At 61.0% G+C, this 19,410-nt stretch carries 22 protein-coding genes; 17 read left to right on the top strand and 5 right to left on the bottom strand.

All coding sequences use genetic code 11. From position 1 onward, the window contains the following. The first annotated feature begins 58 nt into the window (after nt 1-58). The 3 genes from N6L26_RS06470 to N6L26_RS06460 are packed head-to-tail and all read left to right on the top strand — an operon-like array spanning nt 59 to nt 2,905. Nucleotides 59-1,666, top strand: a complete 1,608-nt coding sequence (locus N6L26_RS06470) for a pilus assembly protein (protein ID WP_263607209.1) — start codon at nt 59-61, stop codon at nt 1,664-1,666. Then, on the top strand, nt 1,663-2,286 hold the full coding sequence (locus N6L26_RS06465) for a TadE/TadG family type IV pilus assembly protein (RefSeq protein WP_263607208.1): 624 nt from the start codon (nt 1,663-1,665) through the stop codon (nt 2,284-2,286). The genes N6L26_RS06470 and N6L26_RS06465 overlap by 4 nt, the downstream gene beginning before the upstream one ends. Next, nucleotides 2,279-2,905 carry a TadE/TadG family type IV pilus assembly protein gene (locus N6L26_RS06460; protein ID WP_263607207.1) on the top strand — a complete coding sequence of 209 codons (627 nt, stop codon included), beginning with the start codon at nt 2,279-2,281 and terminating at the stop codon, nt 2,903-2,905. The genes N6L26_RS06465 and N6L26_RS06460 overlap by 8 nt, the downstream gene beginning before the upstream one ends. Nucleotides 2,906-2,984: 79 nt before the next feature. On the opposite strand, the gene N6L26_RS06455 is transcribed toward N6L26_RS06460, so the two are convergent. The 5 genes from N6L26_RS06455 to N6L26_RS06435 all read right to left on the bottom strand — a co-directional run bounded on the left by N6L26_RS06455 (nt 2,985) and on the right by N6L26_RS06435 (nt 7,438). Next, nucleotides 2,985-3,626: a GNAT family N-acetyltransferase gene (locus N6L26_RS06455; protein ID WP_263607206.1), complete on the bottom strand. Its 642-nt coding sequence runs from the start codon at nt 3,624-3,626 to the stop codon at nt 2,985-2,987. A gap of 119 nt (nt 3,627-3,745) precedes the next feature. Beyond that, the gene (locus tag N6L26_RS06450; RefSeq protein ID WP_263607205.1) at nt 3,746-5,839 is read right to left on the bottom strand and encodes a catalase; all 2,094 of its coding nucleotides are present in this window, start codon (nt 5,837-5,839) and stop codon (nt 3,746-3,748) included. A gap of 279 nt (nt 5,840-6,118) precedes the next feature. Then, nucleotides 6,119-6,439 (bottom strand): hypothetical protein, encoded by a 321-nt coding sequence (locus tag N6L26_RS06445; protein WP_263607204.1) that lies wholly within the window; start codon nt 6,437-6,439, stop codon nt 6,119-6,121. A 53-nt stretch (nt 6,440-6,492) separates the two neighbouring features. Beyond that, complete coding sequence (locus tag N6L26_RS06440; RefSeq protein ID WP_263607202.1) at nt 6,493-6,654, bottom strand: hypothetical protein; 162 nt, start codon at nt 6,652-6,654, stop codon at nt 6,493-6,495. 67 nt (nt 6,655-6,721) lie between these two features. Continuing rightward, complete coding sequence (locus N6L26_RS06435) at nt 6,722-7,438, bottom strand: hypothetical protein (RefSeq protein ID WP_263607200.1); 717 nt, start codon at nt 7,436-7,438, stop codon at nt 6,722-6,724. A 570-nt stretch (nt 7,439-8,008) separates the two neighbouring features. Between N6L26_RS06435 and N6L26_RS06430 the strand changes: the two genes are divergently transcribed. From N6L26_RS06430 to rplV, 14 genes are all read left to right on the top strand, one after another. Continuing rightward, nucleotides 8,009-8,290, top strand: coding sequence for a hypothetical protein (locus N6L26_RS06430; RefSeq protein WP_263607199.1), 282 nt, complete (start codon nt 8,009-8,011; stop codon nt 8,288-8,290). 18 nt (nt 8,291-8,308) lie between these two features. Continuing rightward, nucleotides 8,309-8,626, top strand: coding sequence for a helix-turn-helix domain-containing protein (locus N6L26_RS06425; RefSeq protein WP_263607198.1), 318 nt, complete (start codon nt 8,309-8,311; stop codon nt 8,624-8,626). Between the two features lie 371 nt (nt 8,627-8,997). Then, nucleotides 8,998-10,284 (top strand): hypothetical protein, encoded by a 1,287-nt coding sequence (locus N6L26_RS06420; RefSeq protein WP_263607197.1) that lies wholly within the window; start codon nt 8,998-9,000, stop codon nt 10,282-10,284. A 394-nt stretch (nt 10,285-10,678) separates the two neighbouring features. After that, the gene (gene rpsL / locus N6L26_RS06415) at nt 10,679-11,050 is read left to right on the top strand and encodes a 30S ribosomal protein S12 (protein WP_006831873.1); all 372 of its coding nucleotides are present in this window, start codon (nt 10,679-10,681) and stop codon (nt 11,048-11,050) included. 176 nt (nt 11,051-11,226) lie between these two features. Continuing rightward, nucleotides 11,227-11,697, top strand: a complete 471-nt coding sequence (rpsG, locus tag N6L26_RS06410; protein ID WP_263607195.1) for a 30S ribosomal protein S7 — start codon at nt 11,227-11,229, stop codon at nt 11,695-11,697. A gap of 134 nt (nt 11,698-11,831) precedes the next feature. Then, nucleotides 11,832-13,925, top strand: coding sequence for an elongation factor G (gene fusA, locus N6L26_RS06405; RefSeq protein ID WP_263607194.1), 2,094 nt, complete (start codon nt 11,832-11,834; stop codon nt 13,923-13,925). 93 nt (nt 13,926-14,018) lie between these two features. Then, nucleotides 14,019-15,194, top strand: coding sequence for an elongation factor Tu (gene tuf, locus N6L26_RS06400; protein ID WP_263607193.1), 1,176 nt, complete (start codon nt 14,019-14,021; stop codon nt 15,192-15,194). Between the two features lie 324 nt (nt 15,195-15,518). Beyond that, entirely contained in the window at nt 15,519-15,830 is a 312-nt protein-coding gene (gene rpsJ, locus N6L26_RS06395; RefSeq protein WP_006831877.1) for a 30S ribosomal protein S10, read from the top strand. 275 nt (nt 15,831-16,105) lie between these two features. Further along, a complete protein-coding gene (gene rplC, locus N6L26_RS06390; RefSeq protein WP_263607191.1) occupies nt 16,106-16,972 on the top strand; it encodes a 50S ribosomal protein L3 in 867 nt (288 codons plus the stop codon). 3 nt (nt 16,973-16,975) lie between these two features. Then, nucleotides 16,976-17,599, top strand: coding sequence for a 50S ribosomal protein L4 (rplD, locus tag N6L26_RS06385; RefSeq protein WP_263607190.1), 624 nt, complete (start codon nt 16,976-16,978; stop codon nt 17,597-17,599). Then, the gene (locus N6L26_RS06380) at nt 17,592-17,900 is read left to right on the top strand and encodes a 50S ribosomal protein L23 (protein ID WP_263607189.1); all 309 of its coding nucleotides are present in this window, start codon (nt 17,592-17,594) and stop codon (nt 17,898-17,900) included. The genes rplD and N6L26_RS06380 overlap by 8 nt, the downstream gene beginning before the upstream one ends. A gap of 14 nt (nt 17,901-17,914) precedes the next feature. Next, nucleotides 17,915-18,751, top strand: a complete 837-nt coding sequence (gene rplB, locus N6L26_RS06375; protein WP_263607188.1) for a 50S ribosomal protein L2 — start codon at nt 17,915-17,917, stop codon at nt 18,749-18,751. A gap of 6 nt (nt 18,752-18,757) precedes the next feature. Next, complete coding sequence (rpsS, locus tag N6L26_RS06370; RefSeq protein WP_253515090.1) at nt 18,758-19,033, top strand: 30S ribosomal protein S19; 276 nt, start codon at nt 18,758-18,760, stop codon at nt 19,031-19,033. Beyond that, on the top strand, nt 19,033-19,410 hold the full coding sequence (gene rplV, locus N6L26_RS06365; protein WP_253515091.1) for a 50S ribosomal protein L22: 378 nt from the start codon (nt 19,033-19,035) through the stop codon (nt 19,408-19,410). Before rpsS ends, rplV begins: the two co-directional genes overlap by 1 nt.

The raw sequence follows: 19,410 nt of genomic DNA, 5'->3' as shown, positions 1-19,410 counted from the left end.
GAAAAAGCCGTTCTTAACGGTGCGCTGGCTACCGCCTGTCCCACAGGGGGCTACCTTTATGATCTGTATGCTGCGCAATCTTTGGAACGACACGAAGGGCAACACCCTCGCGATCTTCGCCGCGGCCTTGATTCCGCTGGTCGTCGTCATCGGAAGCAGTCTCGATCTCAGCTTCGCCTATATGGCCAAGGCCAAACTCCAGAACGCCTGCGACGCCGCGGCGCTGGCCGGCCGCCAGTCGATGGACGGCAACAGCTGGACCGACGCGAACGAGGATGAGGCGCGCAAGTTCTTCCAGTTCAATTTCCCCGACGGCACGCTGGGGGCGCAGGACCTCAACTTCGAGATCGACACCGATCCTAACGACAATGCGCAGATCATCGGGGTCGCCAATGCGGTCATTCCGACATCGCTGATGCATATCTTCGGCTACGATAACGTGCCGATTCAGGCCAATTGCGACGCCAAACGCGACCTTGGTCACAACGACGTGATGCTGGTGCTCGATACCACCGGCTCGATGGGTGGGTCCCCCTCGACGATCGGAGGCAAAAGCAAGATCCGCCGCCTTCGCGAAGGAGCGTCTGGCCTTTATCGCGCGCTTGACGACACCGAGAATGGATCGGTCACGCGGTTTGGAATGGTATCCTACTCGCAGACCGTCAACGTCGCCGGCAGCTTGCGAAACGACGATATCCTCGTGGAACAGCTCTTTTATCGCAAGGTATGGGATCAGCAGGTTTGCAGCTATCGGCGATCCAACGGTAAATGGTCAGAGACGGGATGCGTCACCAATACTTATTTGGACAGGGACGACGTACCTAGTGATGGCTGGAGGGGCAGCGGTAACAACTATACCTATACCTATGAGGAAGAAACCAAATATCGGGATGTCCCCGTGCATATCGAAGACTCCGAGTGGGGTCGCCGATCATGGTCGGTCGACAAGAACCTGACTGAATTCCGCACCAGCGGTGATGGATGTATCGAAGAGCGCTCAAGCGTTGGACAGCCGGGAAGTCCGTTCAGTCTGCTCCAGACAATCAGCCAAGCCGATATCGATGCAGTGGCCACAAACAGTAACGACACGGATTTGCAATGGGGTCGATACGACCCGAGCAGCGGAAGGAACTACGGGGGTGCGGTCTGCCCAGGGGAATCGATCAAGCTTGCGATTTACGGCAGTGAAGGCGCCTTCAACGACGCTATCGACGATGTGACAGACGTGGTCGGAGGCAACACCTATCACGACATCGGCATGTTGTGGGGTGCACGCTTCCTGTCCCCCACGGGTATGTTCTCCAGCGATAACCCGACGACGCGTGGTTCGATCCCGGTAAACCGCCACATCGTGTTCATGACCGATGGTGAAATCGCGACCAACCGTAGCATCTATACGGCTTACGGCGTGGACAGCAGGCACGATCGTATCGGTGGCTCGGGAAGCTTGAACGGCAAGCATATCGCGCGCTTTCATGCGACCTGTAACCGGGCCAAAGCCAGCGGGACGACGATTTGGGTCATCGCACTGGATGTGACCGCAATCGAAGATATTGAAGATTGCGCCACCAGTGCCGCGCATTTCTACACCTCCGATGGTTCCGATCTCGAACAGATCTTCGAAACGATCGGACGCGGTATCGGCAACCTGAGGCTTACCCGGTGAGCGGGCTGCGCACCAGCTTGCACGAGCTGCGCAGCGATGAGCGCGGAGCGACGATAGTCGAATTCGCGTTCATCGTCGGGCCCATGCTGCTGCTGCTGATGGGGGGGCTCGAATTGGGCTACAACAGCTATGTCCGGTCGACCATGCAGGGCGCGCTCAATGATGCAGCGCGGACCGCGGCGGTCGAATTCCCGATCATCAACGTTCCCGGCAGCACGGTCGAGGAACAGGTCGAAAACCTGATCGAGGAAACGGTCAAGCATGTCGCGCCCAATGCGTCGATCGAGGTGACGCAGAAAAGCTATTTCGAATTCTCCGCCATCGGCAATCCGGAGAAACTGATGACCGACAACAACGGCAACGGGCAATTCGACGCCGACGACAACGATTGCTGGGAAGACGCCAACGGTAATGGCAGCTACGATACCGACGCCGGCAAAACCGGTAATGGCGGCGCGGACGATGTCGTGCTTTACAGCGCGTCGATCAGCACTCCGCGGATCCTGCCGCTGCAGAACTTCCTGCCCGGCGTGGGCCCGACCATGGAGTACACGCTCCAGACCGCGGTCCGCAACCAACCCTATGACAAGCAGGCAACTGCGGCGGTGATTTGTGCTTGAGTCGCTGCGCACCCTTGCCCGCGATACGCGCGGCCTGGCCCTGACTGAGTTCGCCTTCGCGGCGCCGATCTTCCTCATGCTGGTGCTGACCGGGCTCGAACTGTCGAACCTCGCGCTGTCGCATCTGCGCGTCAGCCAGATGGCGATGACCGTGGCAGATAACGCCGGGCGTGTGACCTCGGGCATCGACGAAGCCAATATCTACGAGGTCTTCACCGGCGCGGATTATGCCTCGAGCGGTCTCGACTTCGAAGCCAACGGACGCATGGTGCTCTCCAGCCTCGAACACAATGGCTGGAGCAACTGGCGTGAAGGTCAGACGATCGTCTGGCAGCGCTGTTGGGGCGACGATACCTCGGTGACCCCGAGCTATGGCGAACAGGGCGACGGCGAGGACGACGACAGCCTGGAGAACGGTCTCGGCACCGGGAGCGACCGGATCACGGCGCTAGAGGATACCGCGGTCATGTTCGTCGAAGTGACCTATGACTACCAGCCGCTGGTCTCGACCGGATTCTTCGATCCGCCGACGATCCGCTATGAAAGCGCGTTCAATGTGCGTGGGCGGCAAAACAATGAAATCAGCAATACGCAGAACCTTACCCGGCTGACCTGCTGAGGCGGCTTTCGCCGATCGCTCGAGTTCGGTCCGTGGGAGGAAGCGAGTGCGACTGCGGCTTGTCGGCAATCCGCCCGCGCTAAACCGCCGGGATGTCGAAATAGGTGAAGATGTCGGCCAAACCCGGCGGATGGCGTTCTTCGCGCAGCCGTTCCAGCGCGGGCGCGACCTCGACCCGGTATTCCGCCTGCGGTCCATCCTGCGCGACATGCTGGCCGCCCAGCCGCTTGATGAAACTGCGCGCCGCGTCGTTTTCCGACAGGACATGCGCGCGAAACGCCTCGAGCTGCCCGCCCGCGGCATCGAGCAGCAGCGTCGCCGTCAGCAGCCGGCCAATCCCCAGACCGTGATAGGCATCGACCACGCCCACCGAAAATTCTGCCACCGCATCGCCCTTGTCGGGGCGCATCGCGTGGACCACCCCCATCGCGGGATGGTCGGGGTCGGACAGGTCGAGCGCCCCCCAGGCGAGGTGCAGCACGCCATCGGCATCGAGCAGACGCTCGATTACCCAGTCGGGCGGGCTGGCGCCGCCGGAAAAGAACCGCAGATAGCGTGAGCGCGGGCTCATCCGCGCAATGCCTGCGCGTAAGCGGTCCTCGTCCTTGGGGGTGACGGTGCGAATGCAGATCATGCGCCCGTCCTCCAGGCGCGTATGGATCGATGCCTCGCCGCAGCTATGCGAGGCCAGCTCCAAAGGGATATTCCCGCTTTCCGCCATTCAAGACCTCCACCCGTACGACGCTCGCCGCGCGGGGGCAGCCTAGGGACATTCCCGGGTCTGTGCCAGCGGGGAAGGGGCACCCGCCGCAGCAGATGCCCCCATTTCCATTTCCGGTATCAGTCCTGCTTCACGCTCTCGCGATCCCAGAACCGCAGCTTGCCGCAGGTCTCGATAAAGCCGCTGGCCGCGTCCTTGCCCGAAGAAACATCGATGAAGCCGTCGTCGCGGCGGCTCCACACGCCCGCATTTTCGAACAGCGGCTGGACCGCGGGGACATAGGCGACGAACTTGGCATGCGCGAAGGCGTCGTTGACGAAGTCGATGCTCGGCTTGTCCTCGGCGTAGCGCTTGCCGCTGTCCTCGCCCATCACCACCGCGACCGCGTCGTAGACGACCGAGGGGCCGCCATCGATCTTCTCGTCGGCTTCCATCAGCTTGCCGTCGGACAGCTTGGCGCCCGCGACATGCGGGGCGATGATTTCGGCCATTGCGCCGGCATCCTTCGCCGCCTGCTGCAGCGCCTTGACCACGGCTGCATCGGCACCCTCGGCAATGTAGATGCCCAGCTTGCGGCCCTTGAAGCTGTCGGGGCCGTTCTTGAGGATCGACAGCGCGGGGCTTTCGGGCAGGTCGGTGATCGACTTGCGCGCGAAGGGCACCTTGTCGGGCAGTTCGGTCAGGCCGATGCCGTCGGCGACATCCTGCGCCAGTCCTTCGTCGATATGCCGCAGATGGCCGACCATGCGCTTGCGGATATCCATGCGCTGCACTTTCGACAGCTCGAACGTCAGCGCATTGCCCATGTGGGTCTGCTCGACCGGGGTCTGCGAGACGTAGAACTGCCGCGCCTGGCTGTAGTGGTCGGCAAAGGTCGGGCTGCGCTCGCGCACCTTGGTCCCGCTGATCTCGGCCGGATAGGAATGGAAGCCGCGCTCGGCAGAGGCGCGCGGACCGGGGTCCTCTCCCGCGCCGTCGCCGCTGCCCCAACTGTTGGGTTCGTAATTCACGCGGCCCTTGGGATTGTGCATCGCCATGTGCCCGTCCTGCTGGAAATGCCGCACCGGACACTTGGGCGCATTGATCGGCAGGTGGGTGAAGTTGGGCCCGCCGAGCCGCTTGAGCTGCGTGTCGAGATAGGAGAAGTTACGCCCCTGCAGCAGCGGATCGTCCGAATGGTCGATGCCCGGCACGATGTTCTGCGTGCAGAAGGCGACCTGCTCGGTCTCGGCGAAGAAATTGTCGACATTGGCGTCGAGCGTCAGCGTGCCGATGATCTCGACCGGGACCTGTTCTTCGGGGATGATCTTGGTCGCGTCGAGCACGTCGAATTCGAACTGCTCCGCAAATTCCTCGTCGAACACCTGGATGCCGAGGTCCCACTGCGGATAGTCGCCCGCGTCGATCGCGTCCCACATGTCGCGGCGATGGAAATCGGGGTCCATCCCATTGACCTTGAGCGCCTCGTTCCAGACCACCGACTGCAGCCCGAGCGAGGGCTTCCAGTGGAACTTGACGAAATGCGCCTTGCCCTCGGCATTGACCAGCCGGAAGGTGTGGACGCCGAAGCCTTCCATGAAGCGGAAGCTGCGCGGGATCGTGCGGTCGGACATGATCCACATGACCATGTTCATCGCTTCGGGGCTGAGCGAAATGAAGTCCCAGAAATTGTCATGCGCGGTCTGCGCCTGCGGGAAGCCGCGATCGGGCGCGGGCTTGGCGGCGTGGATCAAATCGGGGAACTTGATCGCGTCCTGGATGAAGAACACCGGGATATTGTTGCCGACGAGGTCCCAATTGCCCTCGCTGGTGTAGAACTTGGTCGCAAAGCCGCGCACGTCGCGCGCCAGATCGGGCGAACCCTTGTTGCCCGCCACGGTGGAGAAGCGCGTAAAGGTCGGCACCTTGACGCCTTCCTGGTTGAAGATCGCCGCGCGCGAATATTGCGGGATCGCCTTCTTCAGCTCGAATTGGCCGTGCACGCCATAGCCGCGCGCATGGACCACGCGCTCGGGGATGCGTTCGTGGTCGAAGTGGAAGATCTTCTCGCGCGCGATCTGGTCTTCGAGCAGCTGCGGCCCGCGCGGACCGGCGCTGAGCCAGTTCTGGTCGTCGGCCACGGGATGGCCCTGCGCGGTGGTCATCACATGGTCGTCGTCCTGCGGCTTCTGGTGATTGGCGCCGCCTTCGGAGAGGTCGAATTGGTCTGCCATGGGGTTCCTTCCGTGATCGTCCGGGGGGGAGGGGAGAGGGGGACGATGTCGCAAAAAGAACCCGCAACCCCCGCGATCGTTGCAGACCCCACAAAAGTTATGACGGAGCCCGCCTAGGCGCAGATCGCGCGGGCAGGCACCAATCCGCGCCGCAGGCGCGGCAAGGGCGACCGCCCGCCCGCAGCGACGCGACCGCAGGTCGCATGAGCGAGGATAGCCAAGGCCGCGGATGCGGCCGCCGGCGCCTGAGGTCCAAACAAAAAACCCGCCGCTCTCCCGTTACTTCCCCTTCAACCAGGCCAGCGCCCCGCTCTCCATCCCCTTGAACTTGGGCCAGCCCGCCGGATCATCCTCCAGCGGCGCGCAGGCGATCGCGGCGTCATCCGGCAACTGCCACTTGATCCGGTGATAGAGCTTGGAGCGGGTCAGCGGCGAGCGGATCAGCCACAGCCCCTCGGCCAGCGGATGCCCGTGGCCATGCAGATCGAGCGGCGCGTCGGGCGTCGCCGCGGGATCGTGCCACACGAGATAGAGCGTGGACGTCTCGCCCTGCGCTTCGTCGGTCTCGGTTTCGTCGGTCTGGGTTTCGTCGGCTGCCATGGCGGCTCAACGCACTGGCGCGGCCAAGGTTCGCGCCCCGCGCGCACGCTGCCTCACAGCAGCGGCCCAAGCAGCAGCGCCAGCAGCACGAAGCCGACCAGTCCGGCGATGAAGATCACGCGGTTGCGGCGCCTGGTCAGGATGATCTCCGCCCCGCGTGCCTTGTCGGCATCGATATGGATGGGCTCGTCGGGGTGGTGCTGCGGGTCTGCCATGATCGGTCTCCTTCACCCCTTGTATTGCGTGAAGCCATGCGTTGGTTCCGATAGCCCCGCCCGCCGGTCAGGACCCCGCGCCATCCTTCGCCGCCGCGCCGCCCGCGCGCACCCCGGCCATTGCCTGCGCGCCCACCTCGCGCAGCGCCTCGCGCTTTTCCGCCGCAGTCATCGCCGCCAGCGCTTCCTCGTTGGCGCGCATATGTTCGAGCTTGGCGTTGAGCGAGGCCAGCACCTCCGCCTCGCCCGCGCCCGCCAGCGGCTCCTGCTCGGCCAGCACTTCGGCGCGGATGCTTTCATAGACCGGGTGGCCGGGCTTCAGGTCCTGCACGCCATAGCGCCCCGGCAGCCGGTGCTGGAGGAGGAAGCGCAGCAGCGCATTGTCGGGCTTGTCCCAATGGCCGAGGATTTCCCCGCCCGAGACGATCGGCGTGCGCGTGCCCAGCATGGCGCGCTCCAGCGCGATGTCCTCCAGCCGCGCCGCCCCGCGCTCGAGCGCCGCGTCCCAGGCCCTGGCAAACCCCTCCGCCCCCGGCCGCGCGCGCAGCTTGTAGAGCGCCTCGAGGCTCTTCCCGATCCGCTTGGCCGCCACCTTGACGATGCCCGTTGCGGCAAGCGTGGCAACGAAGCGGCGCTGGAGTTCGGGCGTGATCGAATTGCGGCGCGGGGCCGTGTGGAGGAAGGGCGCGAAGGCGAGGAGCGGATCGTCATCCTCGGGCTCGGGCGCGGTATGCGCGACGACGGAGGTGGCCTGGCGCGCGATCTTGCGGGTGGGTTCGGTCATCTCTCACCCGTCATTGCGAGGAGCCGCAGGCGACGCGGCGAAGCGTGCTGTCCAAAGGACAATCCAGCGAGGGCTGGACTGGATTGCTTCGCTACGCTCGCGATGACTGGGGGTGGAAGCGGCGCGAAATATCTAGGTGGCGCGCGATCGGAGAGCATCGCGCCGTCGTGGCGTGCACCGGGAGGCGAAGACGCAAAGGGTTCTGTGGGACGAGGGTTGTCCATGGCCCACCCCAAAATGCACATCTGTGCGAAGTAGGAAAAAGGTTTCTGGCTTGGCCCCTTGTGCCCGACATGACTCGAGATGGGCCTCCATAACGGACGAGGATGTGGCTGCGCATCTGGAGGGACGAGCAGCTACTCCAGGGTCGTGCGCCGTAGGCACGACTGGTGGATGTGGACGGATCGAAAAAGCTGTTGCATTCCAAAATAGAATATTCCATATTGGAATTTCCACCACGGAGCTGTCTTTAACGAGGTCCGGTAGTGGTTAGGAGTAACCTAAAGGAAGAAATGATGACCACCAACTTTGCAAAACGTCGCAGGCCGAGATGGCCTTTTAGGAGTTGTTATGACGGAGAATTTTCAAGTTGAATTAAGTCTGAGTTTACATCGTAAGGTTACGAAATGGAGTATAGACGAACAAATCTATTTCTCGGCGTTCGTACAGGCAATGCGCGAATGGGGAGTGGATGTTGTTCTCGCTGCTTCGAACTGCGTCGCTGAAGACGCGAAGATGGCAACCGGAGGCGGGTTCGATGAGCTGTCTTACTGGATGAAGTTAAAAATGGAATGGAGCCGGTTCGTCATTCGCCAGCCCAAGGAGAACGTCCTGGTCGTGAGTGATCGGTAGACGGCATTAAGGAGTAATATGACTAAGTCCAACTTCGACCAAGGGACGGTCGATTGGCGCCCTGATTGGGAAGGAGACGATCAAAAAAGATTTAGCAAATATCGAGATAGTTTTCGTTTTCAGGGCGCTAGCTTCAAAGAACTGAGGAATGCTTTGGGGCTATCCCAAGCAGACGCAGCGGCTCGTCTTGCGACGAGTCAATCGAACATATCAAAAATCGAGGCCAAGTCCGATCCATCAATTTCAACCCTCAAGAAGCTTTTGGGCGTAGATGGTGAGATGAAGTTGGTCTTTACATTGAGGGATGGCAATGATTTAGAAATAAGGGTGGACTAGCGCATTCGATATATATTCTGAGTAGCTCGAGCAAGAATCTATGACGTTCAGGCAGAAAACACTCAAATTGTTGTGGGGTCGTTCAGCCGGCCGTTGTAACAATCCAGAATGTGGCCGTCTCGTCGCGGATGACGATGCTAGGGGGAAGCCCTATCTAATCGGCGAAAATGCTCACGTCATTTCCCTCACATTCCGTCCATGGGGCTGATCGTCACAAGAAAAGTTTGCCAATCAAAACAGCATGGCACGCTCTAGTGCCCGATTGGGAAGAGGCGTTTTCGGGCCTCTCTCTGCTAGAAATTTGTGCGGCAAGCCTTATTAGGGCAGCAACAAGGTTTGCGCCTAGAAAGTTGGCGTCCCGAGGAGCCGTAATGTTGCGAGCAGTAGAAGTCTTCACCCCGAATAATTTCCCCGTGTACACCTACGTTGAGCGGGGCGACAATAATTTGGAGGATGCTTTCAGGCGTGCGTTGAGTACGCCAAATACGGTTCTATCCGTTTCGGGACCGAGCAAGAGCGGAAAGACAGTTCTGGCTGAACGGGTCATTGGAAAAGAGAACATTATTTATGTATCTGGCGCTGAGCTCGGTGGAGCGTCCGACCTCTGGGGCGCAGCGCTTGATGCCCTCAATCAGCCGAACACGATCACTGATGAAAATTCCGTCGCTAAGTCACGCAGTGAATCCCACGAGGCAAGCATCAATTCTGAAATCGTTCCAGGAACCGGAGTGGGCGCGAAAAAAGTCGCGAAGCGCGAAACGCAAATTAAATCAGGTATAACGAATTCTTTTGGTCGATCTGGATTGTCGCAAGTTGCCAAGCTTATCGGAGGGAGTGACACCGTAATATTCATTGACGACTTTCACTATATGACCCGTCCTGTTCAAACGGAAGTTGCGAGGCAAATTCGCGCTGGATCAGGACAGGGGATTAAGTTTTGCACAGCGTCGGTTCCACATCGCTCGGATGATGTTGTCCGGAGTAATCACGAGCTTAGAGGTCGGACTACGCACATTGACACTAATTTTTGGGACGTAAATGACTTGAGTCAAATTGGCGTTCAGGGTTTTCCTCTACTGTACATGGCAATTGATGAATCAGAGATTCAATTGCTCGCTGTTGAAGCCTGCGGGTCCCCTCAGTTGATGCAGCAGATTTGCCTCCAAACCTGTATTTATTTTGGGGTTGAAGAGAAGTTACCCAAAGTTGGCAACTTCAAGGTTGAGAAAAAGTCCTTGTCAGTGATCTTGAATGAGGCGTCCAATACAACTGATTATCGGTCCTTGCTTACAAACATGCATATTGGTCCACGAATACGCGGTACTCCGAGGGCGTCACACACGCTGCTGGACGGAACGAAAGGTGATGTTTATCGCGCCGTCCTGCTTGCGCTAGCGACAGGTGAGCCGATCACAGATATTCCCTACGCAAACCTAGTTGAACGAACTCAGGCAGTTTGTTCAACTACGTCGCCGACTGGCCAGAGCATTGCGAGCGCAGCCGAGCAAATGGCTAAAGCGGCGAGAGAAATGTACCCTGATCAGCGAATTATTGAATGGGATTCCGGTGCAGGAGGCGGGACGCTGACGATCGTGGATCCGTATTTGTTATTCTATCTTCGAAATAGTGACGGTTTGAGGAAGCTGGGTCAGGCGTAGCCTAGCTCTCCCTTGACCCATCCCCCCCGTCAAACTATGTGCGCCCCCATCCGGTGTAGGAACCGCCTCGCGTGATTCCCTCGTCGGTCAGATAGAGCTGAACATTGCCGGTTATGTCCCGGGGCCTGGTGCGTCATGCACTCGGGCTCTTTTCTATTGCAGCGCACCTCATGGGAACGCTCGGGGCAGCCGTCAAAGTAACCCGGTGGCCGTGTGGGCCGTGGGTGGAGTGATTCAGTTCAGTCGTCATTCCAGCGAAAGCTGGAATCTCGTGCCGCTTGCGTCGCGCTTGCGGAAACAGACCCCAGCTTGCGCTGGGGTGACGCTGGACCAAATCACACCGCCGATCATCCCGCTAGTCGTCACCTTCATACGGTGAAGAGAAAGAACTCATATGCCGACGATCAACCAGCTGGTCCGCAAGGGCCGCGTTCCGCAGAAGGCCAAGAGCAAGGTCCCTGCGATGGAACAGAACCCGCAGAAGCGCGGTGTCTGCACCCGCGTCTATACGACGACCCCGAAGAAGCCGAACTCGGCTCTGCGTAAAGTGGCCAAGGTCCGCCTGACCAACCAGCGCGAAGTCATCTCCTACATCCCCGGCGAAGGCCACAACCTGCAGGAACACAGCGTCGTGCTGATCCGCGGCGGGCGTGTGCGCGACCTTCCCGGCGTGCGCTACCACGTGCTGCGCGGCGTGCTCGACACGCAGGGTGTCAAGGACCGCAAGCAGAGCCGTTCGAAATACGGCGCCAAGCGGCCCAAGTAAGAGAAGGGCCGGCCCGCCGCCTCCCGTCGCCCCTGCGCAGGCAGGGGCCTAGATAAGGGAAGTGGCCGGGTGGTTCGTAAGTTCTACGGAGCCGCCGATGTTATCTGGGTCCCTGCCTTCGCAGGGATGACATCAGATGACGGTCGCTAGCGCTCCCGGCATTTTGGAGATTAAAAATGTCACGTCGTCGTCGTCCCGAGAAGCGGGAAATCCTGCCTGACCCGAAGTTTGGTGATCAGGTGCTGTCGAAGTTCATGAACAACATGATGTATGACGGCAAGAAAGCCGTCGCCGAAGGTATCGTCTACACCGCGCTCGACGTGGTCGAGGCGAAGGCCAAGGCGAACCCGGTCGAGCTGTTCCATGCCGCGCTGGAAAACATCAAGCCGCAGGTCGAAGTGCGTAGCCGCCGTGTCGGCGGTGCGACCTACCAGGTGCCGGTCGAAGTGCGCCCCGAGCGTGCGCAGGCGCTGGCGATCCGCTGGCTCATCACCGCGGCGCGCGGGCGTCCGGAAACCACCATGTCGGCACGCCTCTCGGGCGAGCTGATGGATGCCGCCAACAACCGCGGCAACGCCGTGAAGAAGCGCGAAGACACGCACCGCATGGCGGACGCCAACCGCGCCTTCTCGCACTACCGCTGGTAGGGCCGGGCGCGGCCTGACGATCGGCCAGGACGGGGCCGCGCGGCGCTGGGCCGCGCGGCACCGGTCTTTAACCGGTCACACTGTTACCCATATGGGGCGGGCTACCTGCCAACCCCGAATTCGAGGAAATCCTTATGGCTCGCGATTATCCGCTGGAGCGGTACCGCAACATCGGCATCATGGCGCACATCGATGCCGGCAAGACCACCACGACCGAGCGTATCCTCTACTACACCGGCAAGTCCTACAAGATCGGCGAAGTCCATGACGGCGCCGCGACGATGGACTGGATGGAGCAGGAGCAGGAACGCGGCATCACCATCACCTCGGCCGCGACCACCACGTTCTGGCAGAACGAGGACGGGCAGGGCGAAAAGCACCGCATCAACATCATCGACACCCCCGGGCACGTCGACTTCACCATCGAAGTCGAACGTTCGCTGCGCGTGCTCGATGGCGCGGTCGCCGTTTTTGACGGAGTTGCCGGGGTCGAACCCCAATCCGAGACCGTCTGGCGCCAGGCCGACAAATACGGCGTCCCGCGGATGTGCTTCATCAACAAGCTCGACCGCACCGGCGCAGATTTCTACTATTGCGTCCAGTCGATCATCGACCGTCTCGGTGCGACCCCGCTGGTGCTCTATCTCCCGATCGGCGCGGAAAGCGACCTCAAGGGCGTCGTCGACCTCGTCAACAACCGCGGCATCGTCTGGGAAAACGACGGGCTGGGTGCTGACTTCAACTATGTCGACATCCCCGCCGACCTCGCCGACAAGGCCGCCGAATATCGCGAGAAGCTGATCGAGACCGCCGTCGAACAGGACGACGATGTCATGGAAGCCTATCTCGAAGGCGAAGAACCCGATGCGGCGACGCTCAAGAAGCTGATCCGCAAGGGCACCATGGCGCGCGACTTCGTGCCCGTGATTTGCGGTTCGGCCTTCAAGAATAAGGGTGTCCAGCCCCTGCTCGACGCGATTGTCGATTATATGCCGTCGCCGCTCGACGTTCCGGCCATCAAGGGCGTCCTGCCCGACAGCGATGAGGAAGACACGCGTGCATCGTCCGACGACGCGCCGTTCTCGGCGCTCGCATTCAAGATCATGAACGATCCCTTCGTGGGCTCGCTCACCTTCACCCGTATCTACTCGGGTCACCTTACCAAGGGCAGCGTCCTGAACTCGGTAAAGGACAAGAAGGAAAAGATCGGCCGCATGCTGCTCATGCACTCGAACAACCGCGAGGACATCGACGAGGCATTCGCCGGCGACATCGTCGCGATTGCAGGCCTGAAGGAAACCACCACCGGCGATACGCTGTGTGATGCCTCCAAGCCGATCATTCTCGAGCGCATGGAATTCCCCGAACCGGTTATCGAACTGTCGGTGGAACCCAAGACCAAGGCCGACCAGGAAAAGATGGGCGTCGCGCTCAACCGCCTGGCTGCCGAGGATCCGAGCTTCCGCGTCACCACCGATCACGAATCGGGCCAGACGATCATCAAGGGCATGGGCGAGCTTCACCTCGACATTCTCGTCGATCGCATGAAGCGCGAGTTCAAGGTCGAAGCCAATGTCGGCGCCCCGCAGGTCGCTTACCGCGAATATCTGGGTAAGCCGGTCGACGTCGATTACACCCACAAGAAGCAGTCGGGTGGCTCGGGCCAGTTCGGCCGCGTCAAGGTCAAGGTCACCCCGGGTGAACGCGGCCAGGGCTTTGTCTTCGACGACAGCATCAAGGGCGGTAATATTCCGAAGGAATACATCCCGGCCATTGAAAAGGGTTTCCGCGAGCAGGCCGAAAGCGGCCATCTCGTCGGCTTCCCGATCATCGACTTCACCGTCGAACTGTATGACGGTGCCTACCATGACGTCGACTCGAGCGCGATCGCGTTCGAAATCGCCGGCCGTGGCGCCATGCGTGAAGTCGCTGACCGTGCCGGCATCAAGCTGCTCGAACCGATCATGAAGGTCGAGGTCGTCACCCCCGAGGACTATCTCGGCGACGTCATCGGCGATCTCAACAGCCGTCGTGGCCAGATCCAGGGCACCGACAGCCGCGGTAACGCACAGGCCGTCGAAGCCAACGTGCCGCTTGCGAACATGTTCGGTTACGTCAACGAGCTGCGCTCGTTCACGCAGGGCCGCGCCCAGTACTCGATGCAGTTCAGCCACTACGACGAGGTCCCGGCAAACGTCGCGGCCGAGGTCAAGGAGAAGCTTGCGTAAGCCAGCTTTGAGGTCTAGGGGCGGCGCCTGATTCAGCGGGCGCCGTTTCCTCCCCGCATAAATCCCAAATTTTAAGACAGAGGTTATTGGAAAATGGCGAAGGAAAAGTTCGAGCGTAACAAGCCGCACGTCAACGTGGGCACCATCGGTCACGTCGACCATGGCAAAACCACGCTGACCGCGGCGATCACCAAGGTCCTCGGTTCGGCCGTCGACTTTGCAAACATCGACAAGGCTCCCGAAGAGCGCGAGCGCGGCATCACCATCTCGACTGCGCACGTCGAGTATGAAACCGACAATCGCCACTACGCACACGTCGATTGCCCGGGTCACGCCGACTACGTGAAGAACATGATCACCGGTGCCGCCCAGATGGACGGCGCGATCCTGGTCGTGAACGCAGCCGACGGCCCCATGCCCCAGACCCGCGAGCACATCCTGCTTTCGCGTCAGGTCGGCGTTCCGGCACTGGTTGTCTACATGAACAAGGTCGACCAGGTCGATGACGAGGAAATCCTCGAGCTCGTCGAACTGGAAGTTCGCGAACTGCTGAGCGAATACGGCTTCGACGGCGACGATATCCCCATCGTCAAGGGTTCGGCTCTGGCCGCTCTCGAAGGTCGGGATCCGGAAATCGGCGAAAACTCCATCAGGGAACTGATGGCCGCCGTCGACGAGCACATTCCGCAGCCGGAACGTCCGGTCGACAAGCCCTTCCTGATGCCGATCGAAGACGTGTTCTCGATCTCGGGTCGTGGTACGGTTGTCACCGGCCGTGTCGAAAGCGGCATCGTCAATGTTGGCGACGAATGCGAAATCGTCGGCATCAAGGACACCACCAAGACGACCGTCACCGGCGTTGAAATGTTCCGCAAGCTGCTTGATCGCGGCGAAGCCGGCGACAACATTGGTGCCCTGATCCGCGGTGTTGCCCGTGAAGAAGTCGAGCGTGGCCAGGTCCTCGCAAAGCCCGGTTCGGTTACGCCGCACACCGAGTTCAGCGCTGAAGTTTACGTCCTGTCGAAGGACGAAGGCGGTCGTCACACGCCGTTCTTCGCGAACTATCGTCCGCAGTTCTACTTCCGCACCACCGACGTCACCGGCGAAGTGATCCTTCCCGAGGGCACCGAAATGGTGATGCCGGGCGATAACGTGACGATCAACGTCAAGCTGATCGCACCGATCGCCATGGACGAAGGTCTGCGCTTCGCAATCCGCGAAGGCGGCCGCACCGTCGGCTCGGGCGTCGTGGCGAACATCACGAAGTAATCGTCGCTAACGCGTAACGAAATCGCTGGCCCGCTCCTCTGCATGAGGGGCGGGCCTTCGGTTTTCTGGGGCCTGATGGGCACCAGAGGCACGGTCTGCCGTGTCATATTCCGTCTTATGGCTGCAGCGCGGAATTGAGGGGTTGCCAGATTGGGGACTCACCCGTATATGCGCGGCCACAGACAAGGATTCGCCGCTCGGTATTCCTTGGAACAACCAATTCAACAAAGGCCGCCCGTCCCGGGAAACCGGACAAAGCGGGGCGGGCTTTTCTTTTTTGTGGGCCGTTAGCGGTCCATTGGCTCTTTCGCATCGGTGTAGGTAATGGAAGCTCAGAATATCCGCATTCGCCTCAAGGCGTTCGACCATCGCGTTCTCGACCAGGCAACTGGCGAAATCGCCGACACCGCGCGTCGTACGGGTGCTCTTATTCGTGGCCCCATTCCCATGCCGACGCGTATCGAAAAGTTCACCGTGAACCGCGGCCCGCACATCGACAAGAAGTCGCGCGAGCAGTTCGAGGTGCGCACCTACAAGCGGCTGCTCGACATCGTGCAGCCCAACGCCCAGACCGTCGACGCGCTGATGAAGCTCGACCTGGCTGCGGGCGTGAACGTGGAAATCAAGCTCGCCTAAGAGTTTGCCGCAAGTTTCCGTGGATGCGGGACTTGCCGTCTGCCCGGCAGGACGTTAACCGGCCGGGAAAGTTTCGGGGCGCTCGATAGCCCCGCCAGGCCGCAAGGCCCGGCAAGACATCGGGATACCGCCGGATTATCCGGGTCTGCGTCCCCCGTCTCGCTTCCCAGGCCTCGTGCCGAGGAAGCACTCAGCCCGGGCGGGGCGACGCATCATAGAACGGGCTGGCAAGCACCTCGGATGGGCCGTGGTGCCTCTGTGTTAGGAGTTTTACGATGCGCACTGGCGTTATCGCAAAGAAAGTCGGGATGACCCGCCTCTTCCAGGAGGATGGTCGGCATGTGCCGGTTACCGTTCTTGCGCTGGAAAATTGCCAGGTTACTGCTCACCGCACTGCAGATCGCGATGGTTACTTCGCGGTCCAGGTCGGTTCGGGCGAAGCCAAGCAGAAGAACGTCAACAAGCCGCAGCGCGAAGCTTTTGCCAAGGCTGGCGTCGAGCTGAAGATGAAGGTCGCGGAATTCCGTGTCGAAGCTGAGGATGCTCTGCTTCCCGTCGGCGCGCGCATTTCGGCCGAGCACTTCATTGCTGGCCAGAAGGTCGACATCACCGGTCACACGCAGGGCAAGGGCTTTGCCGGCGCGATGAAGCGCTGGGGCTTCGGTGGTCTGCGGGCTACCCACGGCGTGTCGCTCTCGCACCGTTCGCACGGTTCGACGGGTAACCGCCAGGATCCGGGTCGCGTGTTCAAGGGCAAGAAGATGGCCGGCCACATGGGCGACCGTCAGCGCACCCAGCAGAACCTCGAGATCGTTCGTACCGACGCTGATCGCGGCCTCCTTTTCGTCAAGGGTTCGGTCCCGGGCGCTAAGAATGGCTGGCTGCTGGTCAAGGACGCGGTCAAGATCGACCACGGTGAACTGCCGTTCCCGGGCGTGATGTATCGCAACCGCGAAGAGTTCGAGCACGAAGAAGCTGCTGCTGGCCTGGTCGAAAGCTCGGCCGAGCACGAAGTCGGGACGGATGTTTCCGCCGAACAGCAGGCCAAGCTGCTCAAGGAACAGGACGCCGGTGCCGACACCGAATCCACCACCGATACGCCCGCAGCCGACACCGGCGCGGACGATAGCAAGGAGGGCTGATCCGTGAAGGTGAAGGTCCAGAAAATCGACGGCAAGGCGTCGGGCGACATCGAATTGAACGATGACGTGTTCGGTATCGAACCGCGCGCCGACATCCTGCATCGTGTTGTCACCTGGCAGCTCGAGAACCGCCGCGGCACCGCTCGCCCGACGCGTGAGCGTTCGGACGTAGCGCGCACCGGCAAGAAGTGGGGTCGCCAGAAAGGCGGCGGCACGGCTCGTCACGGCGATCGCGGCGCTCCGATCTTCATCGGCGGCGGTAAGGCTCATGGCGCGCGCAAGCGTGACTTCGAGCAGTCGCTGAACAAGAAGGTCCGTGCACTCGGTCTCAAGATGGCTCTGTCGAGCAAGGCGAAGGATGGCCTCGTCGTCATCGACAGCCTCGAGCTGACGGACGCCAAGACCAAGGCGCTCAAGGCTCACTTCGACAAGGCTGGCTGGAACGGCAAGGTCCTCGTGATCGATGGCGAAAGCGTCAATGACGGTTTCAGCAAGGCTGCCAGCAACCTGCCCGGCGTCAATGTGCTGCCGGCCATGGGTGCCAACGTTTACGACATCCTGAAGCACGACACGCTGGTCCTTACCAAGGACGCGGTCGAAAAGCTGGAGGCCCGTTTCAATGGCTAAAAAGCAGGAAGCGGAAGCGCGTCACTACGACGTCGTGCTCGCACCGCACATCACCGAGAAGGCCACGCTGGCGTCGGAAAACAACGCCGTCGTCTTCAAGGTCGCCAACGATGCCACCAAGCCGCAGATCAAGGAAGCGATCGAGGCGATCTTCGGTGTCAAGGTGATGGGCGTGAACACCATCGTGACGAAGGGCAAGACCAAGCGCTGGAAGGGCAGGCCCTACAAGCGCACGGACATGAAGAAGGCCATCGTCACCCTGAAAGACGGCGATTCCATCGACGTCACCAGCGGTATCTGAGGGGCTAGAGAGAAATGGCACTCAAGAATTACAAACCCACGAGCCCGGGCCGTCGCGGCCTGATCCTCGTCGACAAGTCGGGGCTCTACAAGGGCAAGCCGGTCAAATCGCTCGTCGAAGGCAAGCGCAAGACCGGTGGCCGCAACAACAAGGGTCATGTCACCTCGCGCGGCATGGCTGGCGGTCACAAGCAGAAGTACCGTTATGTCGACTTCAAGCGTCGCAAGTGGGACGTCGAAGGGACCGTCGAACGGCTCGAGTATGACCCGAACCGGACCGCGTTCATCGCGCTGGTGAAGTATTCCGACGGTGAACTGGCCTATATTCTCGCTCCGCAGCGTCTCGCTGTCGGCGACAAGGTCATCGCTGCCGAGAAATGCGACACCAAGCCCGGCAACGCGATGTTGCTCGGCCAGATGCCGGTCGGCACGATCTGCCACAATGTGGAGATGAAGCCGGGCAAGGGTGGCCAGATCGCCCGCGCTGCAGGCTCCTATGTCCAGCTGGTCGGCCGTGATCGCGGCATGGTCATCGTGCGTCTCAACAGCGGCGAGCAGCGTTACCTGCGCGCCGACTGCATGGGCACCGTTGGCGCCGTGTCGAACCCGGACAACCAGAACCAGAACCTGGGCAAGGCCGGTCGTCGTCGCTGGATGGGCATCAAGCCGCTGACCCGCGGTGTCGCCAAGAACCCGGTCGACCATCCGCATGGCGGCGGTGAAGGCCGCACCAGCGGTGGCCGTCATCCGGTCACTCCGTGGGGCAAGCCGACCAAGGGCGCCCGTACCCGCAAGAACAAGCAGACGGACAAGATGATCATCCGTTCGCGCCACGCGAAGAAGAAGAGGTAATCCGACATGGCTCGTTCCGTCTGGAAAGGTCCGTTCGTCGAGCTCAGCCTTCTCAAGAAGGCTGAGACCGCTCAGGACGCGGGTGCCAACAAGCCGATCAAGACCTGGTCGCGCCGTAGCACCATCCTGCCGCAGTTCGTTGGTCTGACGTTCAACGTCTACAACGGTCACAAGTTCATCCCGGTCTCCGTTTCGGAAGAAATGGTCGGCCACAAGCTCGGAGAGTTCGCACCTACGCGTACTTTCCCGGGTCACGCCGCCGACAAGAAGGGCAAGCGCTGATGAGCAAGCAGAAAGCACCCCGTCGCGTGGCGGACAACGAGGCGCTGGCCGTCGCTACCACGATCCGTGGTTCGGCGCAGAAGCTCAACCTCGTTGCCGGCCTGATCCGCGGCAAGAAGGCTGAAGAGGCGCTCAACATCCTCGCTTTCTCGAAGAAGGCGATGGCGAAGGACGCCACCAAGGTTCTTGCATCGGCGATCGCCAATGCGGAAAACAACCACAACCTCGATGTCGACGCACTGGTCGTAGCCGAGGCTTCGGTGGGCAAGTCGATCACGATGAAGCGCTTCCACACGCGTGGTCGCGGCAAGTCGACGCGCATCCTGAAGCCGTTCAGCCGCCTCCGTATCGTCGTTCGCGAGCAGGAAGAGGCGTAA

Origin of the sequence: Qipengyuania sp. SS22 (assembly GCF_025736935.1) — a bacterium.
GTDB lineage: Bacteria > Pseudomonadota > Alphaproteobacteria > Sphingomonadales > Sphingomonadaceae > Qipengyuania.
Note: the sequence above shows the minus strand (reverse complement) of the source record. Positions and strands in the feature narration are given on the sequence as shown.

Excerpts from the sequence above, each read along its gene's own strand:
- N6L26_RS06425 (WP_263607198.1), top strand. The coding sequence starts at position 8,309 with ATGACTAAGTCCAACTTCGACCAAGGGACGGTCGATTGGCGCCCTGAT.
- fusA (WP_263607194.1), top strand. The coding sequence starts at position 11,832 with ATGGCTCGCGATTATCCGCTGGAGCGGTACCGCAACATCGGCATCATG.
- N6L26_RS06440 (WP_263607202.1), bottom strand. The coding sequence starts at position 6,654 with ATGGCAGACCCGCAGCACCACCCCGACGAGCCCATCCATATCGATGCC.
- N6L26_RS06470 (WP_263607209.1), top strand. The coding sequence starts at position 59 with ATGATCTGTATGCTGCGCAATCTTTGGAACGACACGAAGGGCAACACC.
- tuf (WP_263607193.1), top strand. The coding sequence starts at position 14,019 with ATGGCGAAGGAAAAGTTCGAGCGTAACAAGCCGCACGTCAACGTGGGC.
- N6L26_RS06420 (WP_263607197.1), top strand. The coding sequence starts at position 8,998 with ATGTTGCGAGCAGTAGAAGTCTTCACCCCGAATAATTTCCCCGTGTAC.
- N6L26_RS06450 (WP_263607205.1), bottom strand. The coding sequence starts at position 5,839 with ATGGCAGACCAATTCGACCTCTCCGAAGGCGGCGCCAATCACCAGAAG.
- N6L26_RS06430 (WP_263607199.1), top strand. The coding sequence starts at position 8,009 with ATGACGGAGAATTTTCAAGTTGAATTAAGTCTGAGTTTACATCGTAAG.
- N6L26_RS06455 (WP_263607206.1), bottom strand. The coding sequence starts at position 3,626 with ATGGCGGAAAGCGGGAATATCCCTTTGGAGCTGGCCTCGCATAGCTGC.
- rplV (WP_253515091.1), top strand. The coding sequence starts at position 19,033 with ATGAGCAAGCAGAAAGCACCCCGTCGCGTGGCGGACAACGAGGCGCTG.
- rpsJ (WP_006831877.1), top strand. The coding sequence starts at position 15,519 with ATGGAAGCTCAGAATATCCGCATTCGCCTCAAGGCGTTCGACCATCGC.
- rplB (WP_263607188.1), top strand. The coding sequence starts at position 17,915 with ATGGCACTCAAGAATTACAAACCCACGAGCCCGGGCCGTCGCGGCCTG.
- rpsG (WP_263607195.1), top strand. The coding sequence starts at position 11,227 with ATGTCACGTCGTCGTCGTCCCGAGAAGCGGGAAATCCTGCCTGACCCG.
- rplC (WP_263607191.1), top strand. The coding sequence starts at position 16,106 with ATGCGCACTGGCGTTATCGCAAAGAAAGTCGGGATGACCCGCCTCTTC.
- N6L26_RS06435 (WP_263607200.1), bottom strand. The coding sequence starts at position 7,438 with ATGACCGAACCCACCCGCAAGATCGCGCGCCAGGCCACCTCCGTCGTC.
- N6L26_RS06380 (WP_263607189.1), top strand. The coding sequence starts at position 17,592 with ATGGCTAAAAAGCAGGAAGCGGAAGCGCGTCACTACGACGTCGTGCTC.
- rpsS (WP_253515090.1), top strand. The coding sequence starts at position 18,758 with ATGGCTCGTTCCGTCTGGAAAGGTCCGTTCGTCGAGCTCAGCCTTCTC.
- N6L26_RS06445 (WP_263607204.1), bottom strand. The coding sequence starts at position 6,439 with ATGGCAGCCGACGAAACCCAGACCGACGAAACCGAGACCGACGAAGCG.
- rpsL (WP_006831873.1), top strand. The coding sequence starts at position 10,679 with ATGCCGACGATCAACCAGCTGGTCCGCAAGGGCCGCGTTCCGCAGAAG.